The following is a 16,524-nucleotide window of genomic DNA, read 5'->3' on the forward strand; positions in this document are numbered from 1 at the left end:
GATATGTGACAAGCATATCAGGACAGTGAGACAGAATATGTCACTTCACTAAACGGAGATTGGTTAATCTTTAATGGCGGGGAGATAAATCTTGGCGGTGGTGCCCTTCCCAGGAACGCTTTCCAGGGTAACACAGCCGCAATGCTTTCTGGTAATGGTATGCGCCAGGGTCAATCCTATTCCGGCGCATAACTCTATGGTCTTTGTTGAAAAGAACGGCTCAAAGGCCCTCGCCATAACTTCCGGCAGCATCCCATGACCGTCGTCGACAATGGCAATACAGACGTGAACCCCGGGTTTGGTCGGCGGGTGGTGCTTACAAAAGACATCATCGAGGTCAACGGTATCAACAGCTACGGCGATTTTGCCTCCAGTCTCAATCGCTTCAAGGGCATTGTCAATAACTGCCCTTATCACCATCGCGATTTGGTGAGCATCGCCAAGCACCAGCGGCACATCAGCAAACCGCTTCTCAAGAGTAACGGCTTTTCCGTTCAGGCTATCGAGGACAGCGTCAAGGGTCTTGGCAACGGCAAAGGGAGTCTTGACCGCTTCAAGCTGCCGGGAACAACCAAGTAACTTGCCGACCAGTAACGCAGCCCGTTCCGCAGATTTCTCGATCACCCCAACGGCCTTGGCCAGCGGGTGATCCTTATCCATGTCCCGCTTCAAGATGGTCGAATAGCCGAATATCGGGGTCAGGATATTATTCAGGTCATGGGCCACCACTCCGGCAACCATGCCGATTTCTTCCAGCTTTTGCGCTTGAGTGAGCTCCTTTTCCAACTGACGGATATAGCTCTCGGTTTCCGAGACATCTCCGCAATCAGTTAGGGCAACGCACTTCTGATCCGACATCAACTCCCCCCAATAACTTCGCCCTACCTGTTCACCTCAACACAGAATAGCCTGATTTTCCAATTCGTCAATAACTGCCGGGAAAAAACCGCTCTGTTTCCGATTTACAGCAACGGCTCGCCAGTATATCTTTGAGGATAATCATCTCTCCCGGAGGTCATGATGCACCAGAAATACGTCCAGCCACTGAGGATCGCGATACAATGGGGTTTTCTGATATTCTGCCTGTTTATCGGTTTCCGCTTTTACCAATTCGTCGGTTATTTCAGTTCAGGCGCCACAACGTTTCCATTTCCTCGGCCGGCCGGGGTCGAGGCCTTTCTGCCGATCTCTGGCTTGCTTGGTGTCAAGGATTGGCTGGTCAACGGCGCCATCAACCAGATTCACCCGGCTGCGGTTGTCATATTCATCACGGCAATTACCGTGTCGCTGCTGCTCAAACGGGCCTTCTGCTCCTGGATCTGTCCGGTGGGAGCCGTATCAGAACTGCTTTGGAAAACAGGGTTCCGGGCGACCAAGCGCAACTTCCGGCCGCCAACCTGGCTCGACCTTCCGTTGCGCGGGCTCAAATACCTGCTGCTCACTTTCTTTCTGGCATCGATCCTCTGGAAAATGCCGGCAGCAGCGGTGGCCGATTTCATTACCAGCGATTACCACAAAGTCGCAGATGTCCGACTACTGGATTTTTTTCTCGGGATGTCCGGATTGCCCCTTACCGTCATTAGCATTCTCGTCCTGCTCTCCATACCCCTGAAGAACGCCTTCTGCCGTTATCTCTGCCCGTACGGTGCGCTGTTGGGGCTGACCTCGATGCTGTCGCCGCTCAAGGTAACCCGCAGTAAAGCAGCCTGCGTCTCCTGCGGGGTCTGCAGCCAGTTTTGCCCTTCGTATCTCCCGGTTATGGCCAAAGAGCGGATCCACTCGCCGGAATGTATCGGCTGCTGGCGCTGTATCAGCAACTGCCGAGCTGCCGGGGCGCTGGAAATGAAACTTACCGGTGGCAGGATCGCCATTGCCGGGGCGCTCTTTGCCGTTCTAGTTGTGGGCATTTTCTGGGGTGGTTCAATTATCGGTAAGGCCACCGGTCACTGGCATAATAGTATAAGCGCTGCCGAGTATGCCCGATTGCTAAAGAGATAAAAAAAGGGCGCCTCATGCAGGCGCCCTTTTGCTACAGCTTGCCGGATAATCCGGTGCTTACCCTTCATCTTCCTCGCCGATGGCGATCTCGCGGTAAGCCCTGTCCTCTTCGAATCGCTTGGTCTGTGCCTGCTGGCGCTCGATGTCGGACTTGCACTTGACGCAATGACGGGCAAACGGCAACGCCTTGAGCCTTCCCAGGGGGATCTCTTCCTCGCACTCCTCGCAAATGCCATACTCGCCCTCGTCAAGCCGCAACAAGGCCTCGTCGATACTGACCAGCTTTTCACGCTCACGATCGCCGAGCAGCATGCCGAGTTCACGGTCACGCTCGCTGGAGGCCTGGTCGTAAATATCACCGCTCGGCTCACCAGTGACAACATTTGCCCCGGATTTCATCGCCTTGGTTATCTCGTTAAGCGCGTCCTCTTTCATCTTCAGGAGGATCGCCTTCATTTCTGACTGTTTATCAACCATGTGCAGTAAACTCCAATATGATTAAATGGCCCCTCAGGGCGACGAAATAATACAGCAATTTCTTCGCTTGTCAAGGGAAAAGCCGCAACGGCAACATACTGATATTACTCAGATATTATCTCACCAATCAGATCATAGTCCGAGGAGTCGGTAATCTTGAGCTTTACAATATCCCCTACATCCGCCTGCCCGGCGGTAATGTAGACCTGGCCGTCAATATCCGGGGCCTGGCGCGAGGTTCGCCCTTTCAACAGCAATTCGGTCTCCTCGCTGTATCCCTCAACCAGGACATCCTCAATCAGATCCACCAGGCGGCGGTTCCGTTTGAACGACAACCGGGCCTGAGCCCGCATCAACTTCTTGTAGCGATCGCGCTTGATCCGCTCCGATACCTGGTCCGGCATCTCGGCAGCAGGAGTCCCCTCCTCGCGAGAGTAACAGAATACCCCGAGCCGGTCGAACTGAGATTCTTCCACAAAATGAAGCAGCTTCTTGAAATCCTCCTCGGTCTCGCCCGGAAAACCGACAATCAGCGAGGTCCTGAGGGCAATGCCTGGCACCTCGGCACGGATCTTCGGAATAAGCGCCCGGATATCCTCCTCCGAGCTGCGCCGGTTCATCCGTTTCAGCACCGGGTCGCTGATATGCTGCAAGGGGATATCGAGATACTTGCAGACCTTCTCCCCCTCACGGATCACCGTCAGCAGGCCGTCGGTGATCCCGTCGGGATAGGCGTAGAGCAGCCGGATCCAGCGGAGCCCGCCAATACCGTGCAGCTCCTTGATCAGCCATTCGAGATTGATCCCACCCTCAAGATCGCTCCCATAAAGGGTGATGTCCTGCGCCACCAGGTTCAGCTCCCGGGCGCCATTGGCAACAAGGCGCCGCGCCTCTTCCAAGACCAGCTTGGGCGGTCGGGAGCGAAAGCCACCGCGCAACGAAGGGATGACGCAATATGAACAGCAGTTGGAACACCCCTCGGCAATCTTCAGGTAGGCGGTGTAGAGCGGGGTAGACTGCATCCTGGGCAGTTCGGTATCGTACAGGTAGTTGGGATCGCCGGTATAGAGAATCTGGCCTTCGGCCTCGTCCTTTTCGGCAATGATCTCGGCAATGCGCGGATAGTCACCGGTGCCGACGAAGATGTCCACTTCGGGAAGCTCTTTGGCAAGCTCTTGCTGGTAGCGTTGCGGCAGACAACCGGCAACGATCAGCAGCCGGCAGTTACCGTCCTGCTTCCGGTCAGCCAGGTCGAGGATGGTGTCGACGCTCTCCTGCTTCGCCTCTTTGATGAACGAGCAGGTATTGACGATGATGATATCGGCCTCGTGCTCATCGGTGGTGATCATATAACCGTTCTGGGAGAGGTAACCAAGCATCACCTCCGCATCCACCAGGTTCTTCGGGCAGCCGAGGCTGACCATGCTGACTTTTTGCTGAGTCTTCTCCAAATGATCCCCCATTACTCTCTGAAATTCACGAACTGCATCTCGATATCGAGGTCTTTTCCTTTGAGCAGGGCAATGGTCTCCTGCAGGTCGTCGCGGTTCTTGCCGGTGACTCGCACCTGCTCATCCTGGATCTGGGCCTGGACCTTGATCTTGCTTTCCTTGATAACGGCGATGATCTCCTTGCCCTTCTCCTTGGAGACCCCCTGCTGGATGGTGATGATCTGGCGCACCATGCCGCCGGAGGCGTTTTCGGCCTTGCCGTACTGAAGGGCCTTGATGGAGATGCCGCGCTTGAAGAACTTGGACTGGAGAATGTCGATCACGGCCTTGAGCTTGAAGTCGTCATCGGCCAGCACCTTGATGCTGTCCTTTTCCTGGGTGATCTCGCTCTTCGACCCCTTGAAGTCGTAGCGCTGGGCAATCTCCTTGACGGTCTGATTAACCGCGTTGTCGACCTCCTGCATGTCCACCTTGGAAACGATGTCGAATGACGGCATGTAAAGATCCTCCTGTAATAAAAATTAAGGCTTTATGACTTCCACTCCTGCCGGAACTTTGAACTGAAACCTGCCAGTGGAGAGCCCCTGATTGACCTTGACCTTTGAATAGTCAATGGCAGTGCGATTCCCCAGCTGGTCGAAAATTACCGACGAGACAATCGGGAAAGGATCTTCTGCCTCGCCGTTTTTGCGGAATTTCTCAACCGAACCGGCAGGTACGGTCAACTGGAGCTTGGCAAAAGCCTGGCCGGCTTTTTTCGGCACCAGTTCAAGCAGGTAGTTGCCCTTGGCATCACGCCCCTTAGCGACAAAACTTATTTTGAAGTCCCGCGATACATTGCCGAGACCGGTGAGGTAGTTGAGCGCCACCCCCCCCTGGGCCAGCATGCTCTTGACATCGCTGATCATGACCTGTTTATTTTCCGGGATATAGAACCAGACCTGCTTGCCGTCAGAAACGATCTGCTGTTTCGGTTTGCGGTAGTCAAAACGAAACATGGCGGCATCGCCGGAGGGCATGCGCATGAGGAGTTCGCCCCCCCCTTTTTCATCCCTCTTGATTGCTGCCAGCGTGGTCTTCTGACTGAAATCCGCCTGCAGGTCCCGCAACTGCCGGTACCCCTGCTCGACGGTTGCAATCACATCCTTGAGCTCTGCAGAACCAGTAGCGGCAGCCTGCGCCTCCCCCCCCATGGCAACAAGCGCCAGGGTAACCATTGACAGCACGATTCTCTTCATCAGCATGAATAATCCTCTCGCAAAAAAGGCGACACAGCCGGATGTCGCCTCATAATGACGCCTCAAGGCCTACCGGTACTGCCGGGAGGCCGGACCGTCTGCACATCGGCCGGGATGCTGAAGCTGAACAACAGGTCGCCGAGACCAGTATTGGGCCTGATGTTGCTGAACTCCATGACCGTGGCATTCCCCTTGTGATCGATAACCGTGGTGGAGAGAATGGGGAAGGCCAGTTGAGGATAATCCTTCATCCGGTTGCCTTTGTTGTTCGGATTGATGATGTGACGGTTATTGTACTGGACATAGCGCGTCACCGCATCCTTGTTGACCACAATGAACAGCTTTTCCACCGTTTCCATCGCCTGACGCGGAGTCAGTTCGAGGATATAGTTGCCGTTCATATCCCGCCCCTGGGTGGAATAGGTAATCTGAAAGTCCCTGGAGATCCGCGGCAGTCCCTGCAGGAAGGTGAAACCCCGATTTCTTGTCGGATCGGAATACTGGGGGTCAAAGAACGAGGTCATGTCGCTGAGAATAACCTGGCGGTTAGCCGGGAGATAGGTCCAGAGCGAGATCCCGTCGGTAACTATTTCATGTCTCGTGGGGCGGAAATACTCAAAACGGAACTTGAGCGGATCACGGTGTTTGTAATCGGCATTCTTGAACAGAAACTCGCCGTCAGCCATCATCTCCTTCGGGGTTTTCCCGGCCATGATGGTCTTCTGGACAAAATCCGCCGAGAGGTCATAAAGGAAGATCGTGTCGTCACTGTAACGGCTGTCAGCTTCACTGGAAAAAGACTTTTCCACGGTGTCGATCACATCCCTGAGGCTGACGGCAACACGCGGCAAAGAAGGTGTCTGGGCAAAAGCAGTTGCGGCGCACCCCAAAAGCAAGACCATACCCAAGAAAAGAGCCCGGAAATTAATCATATGCACCCTCCTGTACCGGGGGATTGTGCCACAACTGCGACCGCCACGCAACCACTTATAGCAAGGTTGCCGGGTCAAGAACAAAGACGATCTCGCCATCGCCGAGAATCCCGCCTCCAGCGAGCCCACGCAACCGGCTAAGCGGTCTGCCCACAGGCTTTACGTGGATCTCCCGGTGGCCGATCACCCGGTCAACAATGAGCCCCACCAGTTTCCCCTTGATCATTGTCACTATCACCGGAATGAACCCGGACATTGGGCTCTTCCCAGGGGCCCTGATAATCCGGTTAAGGCTGAGCAGCGGAATTTCCGCATCGTCAAGGAGGAGATAGGCCCGTCGCTCGCGCACCAAGATCTGCTCTTTGGTTATTTCCAGGGTCCTGAGGACAGCATTGACCGGAATTGCCATCTTGAACCCACCGGTACCAATCAACAGCACATTGATGATGGCGATGTTGAGAGGAAGGCGGAGCGTCATCCTGCTGCCGCTGCCGGGCTCGGAGCTTATGGCAAGACTGCCGCCCAAGGTCTGAACCGTTGCCCGGACCGCATCCATCCCTACCCCGCGCCCAGAAACATCGGTGACTTGCGCGGCAGTAGAGAATCCGGCGAGGCAGGTCAGCATCAAAGCCTCTTCAGGTGCGAGCTGCGCCCCCTGCTCGGCAGTCAAAAGCCCCTTGGCCACAGCAGATGCGACAAGGGCGTCAGGATCCATTCCCCGGCCATCATCCTCAACAACGATAACAGCCTGATCCTTCTCGCGGCGGACCGCAAGCCGGATACGGCCTACCGTTTTTTTGCCGGCGAGCAAGCGCGCTTCCGTGGATTCAATACCATGGTCCACTGCGTTGCGCAGGATATGGAGCAGCGGATCGGCCAGTTCTTCAAGGACCCCTCGGTCCAGCTCAATCTCCTTTCCCTCAACGACAAAGGAGATCTCCTTTCCTTGCTTGCGGGCAAGATCGCGGACCACGCGGGGAAAGCGTTCGGCCAGCGTGGCAAAAGGCATCAGACGAGCCTGCATCACCGTCTGGTGTAGCTCTCTGAGCAGTTTGCCGAGATCATTGAGGGTCTCCTTCAACCGTGGCGCTTCAACCCCCTGAGTTATGTTCAGCAGCCGGTGTTTGCTGGTGAACAGTTCACCGGTGGTGTCGATCAATCGATCGAGAATCTCGGTCCTGACCCGGACGGTATGAATCGGTTCAGGCACGGCATCGGTGACTTGCTGAACAGGTTTGGCAGCTACAACAGGTTCGAGCAGAGGTGGAGCTTCGGCAGGCACGGTTGTTGGCGAAAAGCTTGCCAGCCGCTCTGATATCGGGCCGATGTCGGCACTAAACGGCCGTTGCGTCTCGACATCGTCCAGCAGCAAGGCCACCAGATCGGCCCCTTCCAGCAGCAGCGCGGCGATCTCCGAGCTGAAAGGGAACTCCCCGCTGCGGACCCTGGTCATCAGGTCTTCCATGCGATGGGCCAGATCGGCAATCTGGCCGTATTCCATCGAGGCGGCCATCCCCTTCAGGGAATGGGCCGACCGGAACAGGGCATTGATTTTTTCCTGATCGCCGGGAACCTCTTCGAGGGCAGCGATCATCCCGTTCAGGGTCTGCAAGTGCTCCCTGGCCTCAGCGAGAAACAGTTCCCGGTACTGGGACATATCCATGTCAGGCGGTTTCCTCCAAACCGGTAAATGTCCTCTGCATCGTCAACAGATCAGTTTCCAGTTTATCGATAAGGGCCTCTGCCGAGATAAGCAGTACTTCATTGCCGGCTATCTCCAGAACGGCCACCGTCGGGCTTTCGCCTCCGCCCACCAGGGCGGCATCGGCAGAAGGGAGCACCCGCTCCACATCTTCGACCCATAGGGCAAGGTCCGCGATGGAGCGATCAAGAACCAGGGCCTTGCCGGCGACACCAGTTGCCCCTGGACCGAGATAACAGCCAAGATCGAGGAGCGGAATCAGCGCTCCGTGGAAATTCATGACCCCTTTGAAAAATGACGGGGCGAGCGGGATCGGCCAGGTTTCCGGGAGTTCGACCACTTCCGTTACCGTTGCTAGATCTATGGCCATCTTTTGGCCTGACATACTAAACAGCACCAGACGGTCAGCATCACCGGCCATCCGGTTCTCCTACTTGGAACCGCTCGACGCAGCGCATCATCTCTTCCGCCATGGCCGCCAGCTCCCGGGCAGCGGCAGCCATTTCCTGCATGGCCGACGACTGCTCTTCGGTAGCAGCCGACACCTCTTCCGTTGACGCGGCATTATCTTCCGCGACCCGGGCGATTTCATCCACCATTTCGACCATTTTCCCGGCGCCTTCGTTCTGCATGTGGGAAAGGTCGGCAATACTGTTGGCGCGACGTTCGGTCTCGCTCACCGTTGCCAGGATTTCCTTGAAGACAGCGGCAGTAATATCGATGTTCTTTTTCCCTGCAGCAATGGAGCGACCGCTTTCCGTGATGGTCTCAGACACCTTCTGGCCGTCCTCCTTGATGCTGGCGATCAATTCGACGATCTCGGTCGCCGAAGTCCCGGTGCCGTCCGCCAACTTGCGCACCTCCTCCGCCACCACGGCGAAACCTTTGCCGTACTCGCCCGCCCGAGCCGCCTCGATCGAGGCATTCAGGGCCAGCAGGTTGGTCTGACGGGAAATATCCAGGATGATGTCGGCAATCTTGCCGATATGCTGGAGCCTTTTGTTGAGCTCCAGAAAGAGCTGCCCGGTAAGTTCCACTGAACCGTAAAAATCCTTCATTCGCTCCAGAGTATCGTTGGCCAGCTCGCCACCCCGTTTAGCCGTGACGCTGGTATCGCGAGCCGCCTTTGCCGCCTCTCTTGCCCGTTTTGCCACCAGATCGACGGAAATGGCCATCTCATGAATTACCCTGGAACTCTTGGTAACCATTTCAGCCTGGCTTTCAGCGCCGCGCGATATCTGCTCGATCGCCTGGGCCACCTCTTCGGTAGAGGCATTGATTTCGAGCGCAGACGATGACAGCGTTCGGGATTCATCGAAAACCCTGCTGGAAATGTCCCGGATCTGCCGGACAAGCGCCCGGAGATTCTCGGCCATGACATTGATGGAATCGGCAAGGGTCTGCGTCTCATCGGGGAAGCGGGAGTTGTGCAGGGCAACATCACTGGTCAGGTCACCGGAGCTGATCGCCTCGGTGGAAGAGGTTAGCAAGGCGATGTTCCGGCTGACGCGCCGGGAAAATACCCAGCCGAGAATGAGCCCGACCGTAACGGCAACGACATAAGACAGGATCGTCGTGATCTCCGGCGCATATCCAAGCTTGCGGATCAAATCCGGGACAAACGCCACAGACGCGACCACCACCATGCATCCGAGAATGAATTTATAGCCTATCTGAATATACATGGCATCCTCCTGCCGCGATAAACTGCCGATAGATGTTGGCCGTGGACATCGCCCACCTTATGCTCATCGGCCAGAGCCTTCGAAAGCATGAGCCGTTGCCTGATAAATTCGCTCCACTGGGTTTGCCTGGAGGAAAAACCGGCGTGACTCTCCAACCATGGTCTCTGACTTTCCCAGTACCAGAAAACCGCCGCCGCTCAACGATTCGGCAAATCCGTTCAGCATCCGCTCCTGCCAGGGTCGTTCGAGATAGATCATGACATTCCGACAGAGGATCAGATCGCATTTTCGCTCAAACCCTGCCGAGAAGATCTCCTCCTGGCTGAAGGTCACCATGTTGCGGATCTCAGCCGCCAGCCGCAGTTTTACCCCTTCGGCGGTAAAGTAGCGCGCCAGAAGATCCGGCGACACCTCTGCAACCCGCTCCGGTCCATAAAGCCCCCTGCGGGCGATATCGAGAATTTCGGCATTGATATCAGTGGCAATGATCCGCACCGGCACCCTCTCGATCAGCTCAGTAAAATATTCCCGCAGAATGATGGCCAGCGTGTACGGCTCCTCGCCGGTGGCGCAGCCGACACTCCAAAAGATCAGCTCCCGACCGTCCTTGAGGTATCGCGAAAAGATCTCCGGGATGACTGTATTGCACAACGAATCGAATACCGAGGGATTGCGGAAAAAATGGCTTACATGGATGGTGAGAGCCTTGGCTAGATGCGGCAGCTCTCGTTCATCCTGGGCGAGAAGCCGGCAGTAGTCCTTGGGAGTAGCGGAATTCGTCGCCCGAATCCGAATATTGATGCGGCGCATAACACATTTGTCTTTGTACATGCCGAGATTGAAGCCGATTCGCTCCTCAAGCAGTCGCCGAATGGCATCAAGCTCTTCCGGAGCGATTTCCTGGATATCATTTACAACTGAAGGAGAGTTGGGGATAACAAGGGCCATGTTCCCTCAAAAATGTCGGAACCCTTCAGAATCAGGCAGGTACCGCTCCCCGGAGGGAAGAACCGCCTGAATTCCGCCGGCTGCCGTAATCTCACCGATGACGGTCACCTGGGATGGCGCGCCGGCAAACAGTTTTTCGATATCAGGCCAGCACTCTGGAGCAGCAGTAAACAGCAGCTCGTAATCTTCGCCGCCGGAAAGGGCCAGAGGAAGCGGATCAGCGCCCAGCTTGGCAGCATGCTCGCTGAAGTGGGGAGAGCAAGGAATCTTGCTGATCTCGAACCGCGCCCCGGCACCCGAACCTTCGAGAATATGGCCCAGGTCCGCCAACAGGCCGTCGCTCAGGTCGATCATTGCTGACGGAATACCGGCCTCGGCCAGCATGAGCCCTTCGGAGCAGCGCGGCACCGGGTCGAGATGGCGGGCCACAGCGACACCGTCACGCTTCCCCTGCCTTAGTTCAGCGAGGCCGAGAGCGGAATCGCCCAGAGTGCCGGTTACGCAGATGAGATCTCCTGGCTTTGCGCCGCTACGATAGACAACCCTGTTCGGTAACTGTTCGCCAATCAGGGTTATGCTGATGACCAGCCCTGACTTCGAAGCGCAGGTATCGCCACCGACCAGGGCAACTCCGTAAAGTCCTGCCATTTCCAGCATGCCACTGACAAACCGGTCAAGGAAAGTAACATCCGTTGCTGCCGGGAGCCCCAGCGATAACAGGAACCAGCGGGCTTTGCCCCCCATGGCAGCCATGTCGGAGAGGTTCACTGCCAGGGATTTCCGGCCAAGGAGTTCCGGGGGGGTGTAGGCGAGGTCGAAATGGACCCCTTCCAGCAGCATATCGGATGTCACCAATTGCACCGAACCGGCCGCTGGCTCCAAGGCTGCGGCATCATCACCGATGCCGCAACGCACCCCATCCTTTGTCGATACTCGCTCCGCGATCCTGCCTATCAGGCCGAACTCACCCAATGAAGCGATATTCAAGCAGTCCCCCGGGGCACTGCCCGAGGTGCGCGGCGCACCGGTTTGCCGGCAGGCGCCGGCACCTTGGCAGGTTTAGGCGTAGGCGGCGGCCAGGTTTCCAGGGCGACCTTCAGCACGTCGTCAATCACTTTGGCCGGGACAATGGTGACCTTTTTCAGGATGTTTTTCGGCACATCCTCCAGGTCTTTCATATTCTGCTCAGGAATGACAATAGTAGTGACGCCGGCACGGACCGCTGCCAGAATCTTCTCTTTGAGGCCGCCTATCGGCAACACCTTGCCCCGCAGGGTGATCTCGCCGGTCATGGCCACATCCTTACGCACCGGAATCTTGGTCAGCGACGAAACCAGGGCCGTCGCCATGGTGATCCCGGCAGACGGGCCGTCCTTGGGGATCGCACCAGCCGGCACATGGACGTGAATCTCAGTGGTATGAAAAAAATCCTCGGCAAGTCCAAGCTCCTTTTCCTTGGCCCGGATCCAGGAGAGTGCGGCCTGGACCGACTCCTTCATAACATCTCCCAGCTGGCCGGTCAGGGTAAGACCACCCTTGCCCTGCATGATGGTAGCCTCGACATAAAGGACTTCGCCGCCCACCGGGGTCCAGGCAAGCCCGGTGACCAGGCCGATCTCATTTTTCTCCATCTCCTCTTCGCGAAGATACTTGGGCGGGCCGAGATATTTGGCCACAGCAGCGGCATTGATGGTGAAATGGCGCTTCTCGCCCTCTGCCACCTTGCGGGCCACCTTGCGGCAGATGGTGCCGATCTCGCGCTCCAGATTCCTTAAGCCCGATTCGCGGGTATATTTGGCAATGACCGCCTTGATCGCCTCATCAGTGAAAGAGATAAATTTGTCAGAAATGCCGTTTTCCTGGGTCTGGCGCGGCACGAGATACCGCTTGGAGATCTGCAGCTTCTCCTCCTCGGTATAACCGGCCAGGGAGATAACCTCCATCCTGTCGCGCAGCGGCCCCGGAATGGTATCGATCTGGTTGGCAGTAGCAATGAACATGACGTTCGAAAGATTGAACGGCAGATTGATGTAATGGTCCGAAAACATGAAGTTCTGCTCGGGATCAAGCACCTCAAGCAGCGCCGAAGATGGATCGCCGCGGAAATCCGAGCCGAGCTTGTCCAGCTCGTCCAGCATGAACACCGGATTGTTGGAACCTGCCTGTTTCAACCCCTGGAGAATCCTGCCGGGAAGCGCGCCGACATAAGTCCGGCGGTGGCCGCGGATCTCGGCCTCGTCCCGTACCCCGCCCAGGGAGATCCGGACAAACTTGCGCCCCATGGAACGGGCAATCGACTTGCCGAGTGATGTCTTGCCAACCCCCGGAGGACCGACAAAACAGAGGATCGGCCCCTTCATCTTCTTCTTCAGTTTGCGCACCGCCAGAAACTCAAGGATCCGCTCCTTGATCTTGTCCAGGTAGTAATGGTCTTCATCGAGGATCTTCTTGGCCTTCTTGATGTCAAGCGAGTCCTTTGACGACTTAGACCAAGGCAACTCAACCATCCAGTCGAGGAAAGTGCGCAGCATCCCGGATTCCGCAGCGTCAGGGTGCATCTGTTCCAGGCGCCCGAGCTGCTTGAGCGCCTCTTTTTCTATGACCGGCGGCATCTTGGCAGTCTCGATCGCCTTGCGAATCTCGGCGATCTCTTCGGCGCGGGCATCACTTTCCCCCAGCTCCGATTGGATGGCCCGCAACTGTTCCCGCAGGTAATATTCGCGCTGGCTTTTCCCCATCTCCTCTTTGGCTGCCGACTGGATGCGGGCCTGCATATCAAGCAGTTCATTCTCCTTGTTCAGGAGTTCGTTGACCTTTTTCAGCCGCTCGATGGGGTCGAAGATCTCCAGCAGCTTCTGGGCCTCCTCGACCTTCAGCCCGATGTTGCTTGCCACTAAGTCGGCCAGGCTACCCGGATCCTGCATGTTTTCGACAATGACCATAACCTCCGGCGAGATAACCTTGCCGAGGGCGACGATCTTTGTCAGCTGTTCCTTAACGGTCCGGATCAGCGCCTCGGTTTCCAGAGAGGTCTCGGCATCCACCGGTTCGACGATCCGCTCAACCCTGACCGAGTAGTACGGCCGGGACGAAATATACTCGGTAATCCGCCCCTTAGTAAGCCCCTGGACCAGGATCTTCACCCTACCGTCCGGAAGCTTGAGCATCCTCATGATCATCGCCACGGTCCCGACATCGTAAATCGCTTCCGGCTCCGGATCCTCATCGCCGACATCCTTCTGGGTCGAGAGGAAAATCAGGCGGTCCCCGGAAAGGGCCTGATCGACAGCGGCAATAGAGATCTCACGCCCTACGAATAGCGGCAGGATCATATAGGGATAGACCACCACATCCCTGACTGGAAGCAGCGGTAGTATTTCCGGGATCTTAAGCTCTTCGCTTTCCGGCTGCTTGTTGTTATCCATAAATATCTCCTAGTGATTAATTCAGTGCAGTTTACTCGATCGGCACGTCCCGAATGACTTCCTGGTTGCCATGCAACCTGGGGAAGGTGACCGAAAGCGTACCTTTGTCATAGCGGGCCTTGACCCCTTGGATATCAACGGACGGCGGAATCTCGATCATCCGCGAGAAATGGCCGAAATGGCGTTCAACTCTTATAAAACGGCACCCTTTGCGCCCTTCGCGGCGCTTTACCCCTTCGAGCAGCAGAGTATTGCAACAGACCGACAGCCTGAGGTCTTTCCGGTCGAACCCAGGCAGCTCAAACTCAACCACGTAGTTGTCGGCGGTGTCAAAAATGTCAACCAGCGGCAGATACTCATGCTCATCCTTGCCACCCAACCGCTCGGCACTGGAAAGGTAATTGAAAATTACTTCAACCTGCTGCCGGAACAACGTAAGCCAATCCACCGGGTCCTTGGGAATCACTGACATTCTAACTCCATTTGGGGGAAACTGGTCCCACTTAGCGGCTACACAACAGAGACTGTGAAGATTTAACCATCTTTACCTCGAAAGTCAAGGCGTGAGGGGAAGTAACGGCGGCCGAAGGGCTTGGAAACGGGCCAAACAAGGGCCTTGAGGCTGAAAACCATTGAGTTTGCAGCCTGCGATATGTATAATCCCCCAAATTTTTTCACAAACATCAAAAAGAGGCGACTATGAAGCGACCTTTGACTATTATTTCCGTAGGAATCCTCTGTCTGCTGAACTGCGGGTTCAACTGGAGCTTTGGCAACAAGGACAAATGCACTGAAGCCCGTGAAATGATCGAAGAGGCCTCCACCGCAAGCGACACGGATAAAACTAGGGCCGAGACCAGTGCCAGCCTGGCCTGCCCCGAAGGGCCGGCAGGTCACTATGTCAGGGGTCGCAGACTGGAGAATAGCGGTAATAGAGATGCCGCAATTAACGAATATCGGGAGACGCTGCGAATCGACCCGTCGTTTGCCATGGCAAGCGGCAACCTTGGGCTGCTCTATCTGGAAAAAGGGATGCTTGATGACGCTGCAGTTGAGCTTACCCAGGCGGTTAAAACCAACCCTTTGCCCCAATATCAAAGCGGCTTGGGGAAAATCTTCAGTGAACGGCAGATCTATTCCCTTGCCCAGTATCATTTTGCCGAGGCGCTGAAGGCGGCTCCAGGAGATCCGCAGATCCATACAGACCTGGCAAAGGTCTACGCACGCCAGGGGCAGCTGGAAAATGCCGAAACCGAATACAAACGGGCCTTGTTCTCAGCGCCTACTGCTGAAGCGGCACGGGTAGGGCTTGCAGAAATAGCCATTACCCGCAACCAGACCGATAAAGCGCTGGAAGAGCTGAAAAAAGCCGCTGCCGCAAACCCGAAGAACAAGGATACCCACAAGCGGCTCGCCGAGCTTTACGAAAAACTCGGCGACAAAAAATCCGCAGACTACGAATATCTGCTTTCCGGCGTGCCCCCCAAGCCGGCTCCGGACCTTTATCTCGAACATCTCAAAAAAGGCGACGCCTTCATGGCAGAGCGGAGATTTGAAAAGGCACTGGCCGAATTTCAATCAGCCATCAAACTGAACCCGGAATGGCCAGACTCCTACCAAAAACTGGGTGAGGCCTACGCGGCAAGCGAACGCACCGATGAGGCTATCACCGCCTTTCGCGAAGTTGCCCGTTTGAAGGGTGGCAGCGCCCCGCTTTTTTATAATATCGGTCAAATTTACGAGAAAAAAGGGTTGATCGACGAAGCGGTTGTCGAGTACCGCAAGGCCGCCAAGCTTGCCCCTGACCATGCCGAATCCCGTTACCGGCTTGCCGAGATCTACGCCAACCGTGGCAGCGCTAATCAGGCGATCGAGCAATACCGGGAGCTGCTGAAGTTAAGGACCGACGATGTCAATGTCTATCTGCGGCTGGCTAAGATTCTGGGGAACGCCAAGGATCCGAAAGAGGCGATTGCAGTATATACCGACGCGATCAAGCTGCAACCCGACAACATCGAGGCCCACCGCGACCTTGCCCAGCTCTATCGCAAACACAACATGGCAGAGGAATCCGAAAAGCAGTTCAAAGAGATCCTGCGCCTCAAGAAAGACGACTCGGAAGCGCGCAACGCCCTGACGTCGATCTACGTCAAGAACAAGAATTACGACGATCTGATTACCCTGCTCAAGGAAAACGTTGAGATGAACCCCAATGACGCTAACAGCCATTACAAGCTGGGGCTCGTCTACGAATTCAAGAAGAGCTATGAAGATGCCCTCTCCTCCTACAAGGCTGCAGTCGCCATCAAAGCGGACCATGCCAAGGCACTAAACGCCCTTGGCCGGGCCTATATGAAAACCGGTAACATCAAAGAGGCCAAGGAGGCACTGGAAGCAGCCAAAAAGGCCGATCCGGCACTGGAAGAACCAACCGTGCTGTTGAGCAATATCCGGGATGAACTCTCTTCAGAACCGAGAAAGTATAAAAAAGGCAAAGGATCGAAGGGTAAAAAAGGGAAGAGCAAGAAAGCCAAAGGAAAATCAAAGGCAAAGACTCAGAAGAAGGCCAAGAAGCAACAGTAACATAAACATTCAGACACGAAAGCGCACGGCACAGCAAAAAGCTCCAGCTGCAAGGCTTGCGAAAGCTGAGGAATGAGTCGTAGCC

At 55.9% G+C, this 16,524-nt stretch carries 15 protein-coding genes; 2 read left to right on the top strand and 13 right to left on the bottom strand.

The window, feature by feature from the left end:
* Positions 1-63: 63 nt before the first annotated feature.
* Positions 64-858, bottom strand: a complete 795-nt coding sequence (locus KI809_RS06780) for a sensor histidine kinase (RefSeq protein ID WP_214170779.1) — start codon at positions 856-858, stop codon at positions 64-66.
* Positions 859-1,020: 162 nt separating this feature from the next.
* Between KI809_RS06780 and KI809_RS06785 the strand changes: the two genes are divergently transcribed.
* Positions 1,021-1,998, top strand: coding sequence for a 4Fe-4S binding protein (locus KI809_RS06785; RefSeq protein ID WP_214170780.1), 978 nt, complete (start codon positions 1,021-1,023; stop codon positions 1,996-1,998).
* Positions 1,999-2,055: 57 nt separating this feature from the next.
* Here the strand turns inward: KI809_RS06785 and KI809_RS06790 are convergent, their stop codons facing one another.
* The 12 genes from KI809_RS06790 to KI809_RS06845 all read right to left on the bottom strand — a co-directional run bounded on the left by KI809_RS06790 (position 2,056) and on the right by KI809_RS06845 (position 14,328).
* Entirely contained in the window at positions 2,056-2,475 is a 420-nt protein-coding gene (locus KI809_RS06790) for a TraR/DksA family transcriptional regulator (protein ID WP_214170781.1), read from the bottom strand.
* 104 nt (positions 2,476-2,579) lie between these two features.
* A complete protein-coding gene (gene rimO / locus KI809_RS06795) occupies positions 2,580-3,899 on the bottom strand; it encodes a 30S ribosomal protein S12 methylthiotransferase RimO (protein WP_281416857.1) in 1,320 nt (439 codons plus the stop codon).
* Positions 3,900-3,937: 38 nt separating this feature from the next.
* On the bottom strand, positions 3,938-4,423 hold the full coding sequence (locus KI809_RS06800) for a YajQ family cyclic di-GMP-binding protein (protein ID WP_214170783.1): 486 nt from the start codon (positions 4,421-4,423) through the stop codon (positions 3,938-3,940).
* A 24-nt stretch (positions 4,424-4,447) separates the two neighbouring features.
* The gene (locus KI809_RS06805; protein WP_214170784.1) at positions 4,448-5,170 is read right to left on the bottom strand and encodes a LolA family protein; all 723 of its coding nucleotides are present in this window, start codon (positions 5,168-5,170) and stop codon (positions 4,448-4,450) included.
* 56 nt (positions 5,171-5,226) lie between these two features.
* The gene (locus tag KI809_RS06810; RefSeq protein ID WP_214170785.1) at positions 5,227-6,096 is read right to left on the bottom strand and encodes a LolA family protein; all 870 of its coding nucleotides are present in this window, start codon (positions 6,094-6,096) and stop codon (positions 5,227-5,229) included.
* Between the two features lie 55 nt (positions 6,097-6,151).
* Complete coding sequence (locus KI809_RS06815; RefSeq protein ID WP_214170786.1) at positions 6,152-7,759, bottom strand: chemotaxis protein CheA; 1,608 nt, start codon at positions 7,757-7,759, stop codon at positions 6,152-6,154.
* Position 7,760: 1 nt separating this feature from the next.
* Complete coding sequence (locus KI809_RS06820) at positions 7,761-8,219, bottom strand: chemotaxis protein CheW (protein WP_214170787.1); 459 nt, start codon at positions 8,217-8,219, stop codon at positions 7,761-7,763.
* Positions 8,209-9,483, bottom strand: a complete 1,275-nt coding sequence (locus KI809_RS06825; protein WP_214170788.1) for a methyl-accepting chemotaxis protein — start codon at positions 9,481-9,483, stop codon at positions 8,209-8,211. The genes KI809_RS06820 and KI809_RS06825 overlap by 11 nt, the downstream gene beginning before the upstream one ends.
* Positions 9,484-9,546: 63 nt before the next feature.
* Positions 9,547-10,431 (bottom strand): CheR family methyltransferase, encoded by an 885-nt coding sequence (locus KI809_RS06830; RefSeq protein WP_214170789.1) that lies wholly within the window; start codon positions 10,429-10,431, stop codon positions 9,547-9,549.
* Positions 10,432-10,437: 6 nt separating this feature from the next.
* Positions 10,438-11,418, bottom strand: coding sequence for a thiamine-phosphate kinase (thiL, locus tag KI809_RS06835; protein WP_214170790.1), 981 nt, complete (start codon positions 11,416-11,418; stop codon positions 10,438-10,440).
* On the bottom strand, positions 11,415-13,856 hold the full coding sequence (lon, locus tag KI809_RS06840) for an endopeptidase La (RefSeq protein ID WP_214170791.1): 2,442 nt from the start codon (positions 13,854-13,856) through the stop codon (positions 11,415-11,417). Before lon ends, thiL begins: the two co-directional genes overlap by 4 nt.
* A 31-nt stretch (positions 13,857-13,887) precedes the next feature.
* Positions 13,888-14,328, bottom strand: coding sequence for an Hsp20/alpha crystallin family protein (locus KI809_RS06845; RefSeq protein ID WP_214170792.1), 441 nt, complete (start codon positions 14,326-14,328; stop codon positions 13,888-13,890).
* A gap of 227 nt (positions 14,329-14,555) precedes the next feature.
* Here KI809_RS06845 and KI809_RS06850 point away from each other — a divergent pair, with 227 nt between their 5' ends.
* A complete protein-coding gene (locus tag KI809_RS06850; protein ID WP_214170793.1) occupies positions 14,556-16,439 on the top strand; it encodes a tetratricopeptide repeat protein in 1,884 nt (627 codons plus the stop codon).
* Positions 16,440-16,524 lie beyond the last annotated feature (85 nt).

Origin of the sequence: Geoanaerobacter pelophilus, assembly GCF_018476885.1 — a bacterium.
GTDB classification, from domain to species: Bacteria; Desulfobacterota; Desulfuromonadia; order Geobacterales; family DSM-12255; genus Geoanaerobacter; species Geoanaerobacter pelophilus.

Bases quoted from the DNA above. Each gene is read 5' to 3' on its own strand.
- KI809_RS06780 (WP_214170779.1), bottom strand. From the start codon at position 858: ATGTCGGATCAGAAGTGCGTTGCCCTAACTGATTGCGGAGATGTCTCG.
- KI809_RS06785 (WP_214170780.1), top strand. From the start codon at position 1,021: ATGCACCAGAAATACGTCCAGCCACTGAGGATCGCGATACAATGGGGT.
- KI809_RS06790 (WP_214170781.1), bottom strand. From the start codon at position 2,475: ATGGTTGATAAACAGTCAGAAATGAAGGCGATCCTCCTGAAGATGAAA.
- rimO (WP_281416857.1), bottom strand. From the start codon at position 3,899: ATGGTCAGCCTCGGCTGCCCGAAGAACCTGGTGGATGCGGAGGTGATG.
- KI809_RS06800 (WP_214170783.1), bottom strand. From the start codon at position 4,423: ATGCCGTCATTCGACATCGTTTCCAAGGTGGACATGCAGGAGGTCGAC.
- KI809_RS06805 (WP_214170784.1), bottom strand. From the start codon at position 5,170: ATGCTGATGAAGAGAATCGTGCTGTCAATGGTTACCCTGGCGCTTGTT.
- KI809_RS06810 (WP_214170785.1), bottom strand. From the start codon at position 6,096: ATGATTAATTTCCGGGCTCTTTTCTTGGGTATGGTCTTGCTTTTGGGG.
- KI809_RS06815 (WP_214170786.1), bottom strand. From the start codon at position 7,759: ATGGATATGTCCCAGTACCGGGAACTGTTTCTCGCTGAGGCCAGGGAG.
- KI809_RS06820 (WP_214170787.1), bottom strand. From the start codon at position 8,219: ATGGCCGGTGATGCTGACCGTCTGGTGCTGTTTAGTATGTCAGGCCAA.
- KI809_RS06825 (WP_214170788.1), bottom strand. From the start codon at position 9,483: ATGTATATTCAGATAGGCTATAAATTCATTCTCGGATGCATGGTGGTG.
- KI809_RS06830 (WP_214170789.1), bottom strand. From the start codon at position 10,431: ATGGCCCTTGTTATCCCCAACTCTCCTTCAGTTGTAAATGATATCCAG.
- lon (WP_214170791.1), bottom strand. From the start codon at position 13,856: ATGGATAACAACAAGCAGCCGGAAAGCGAAGAGCTTAAGATCCCGGAA.
- KI809_RS06845 (WP_214170792.1), bottom strand. From the start codon at position 14,328: ATGTCAGTGATTCCCAAGGACCCGGTGGATTGGCTTACGTTGTTCCGG.
- KI809_RS06850 (WP_214170793.1), top strand. From the start codon at position 14,556: ATGAAGCGACCTTTGACTATTATTTCCGTAGGAATCCTCTGTCTGCTG.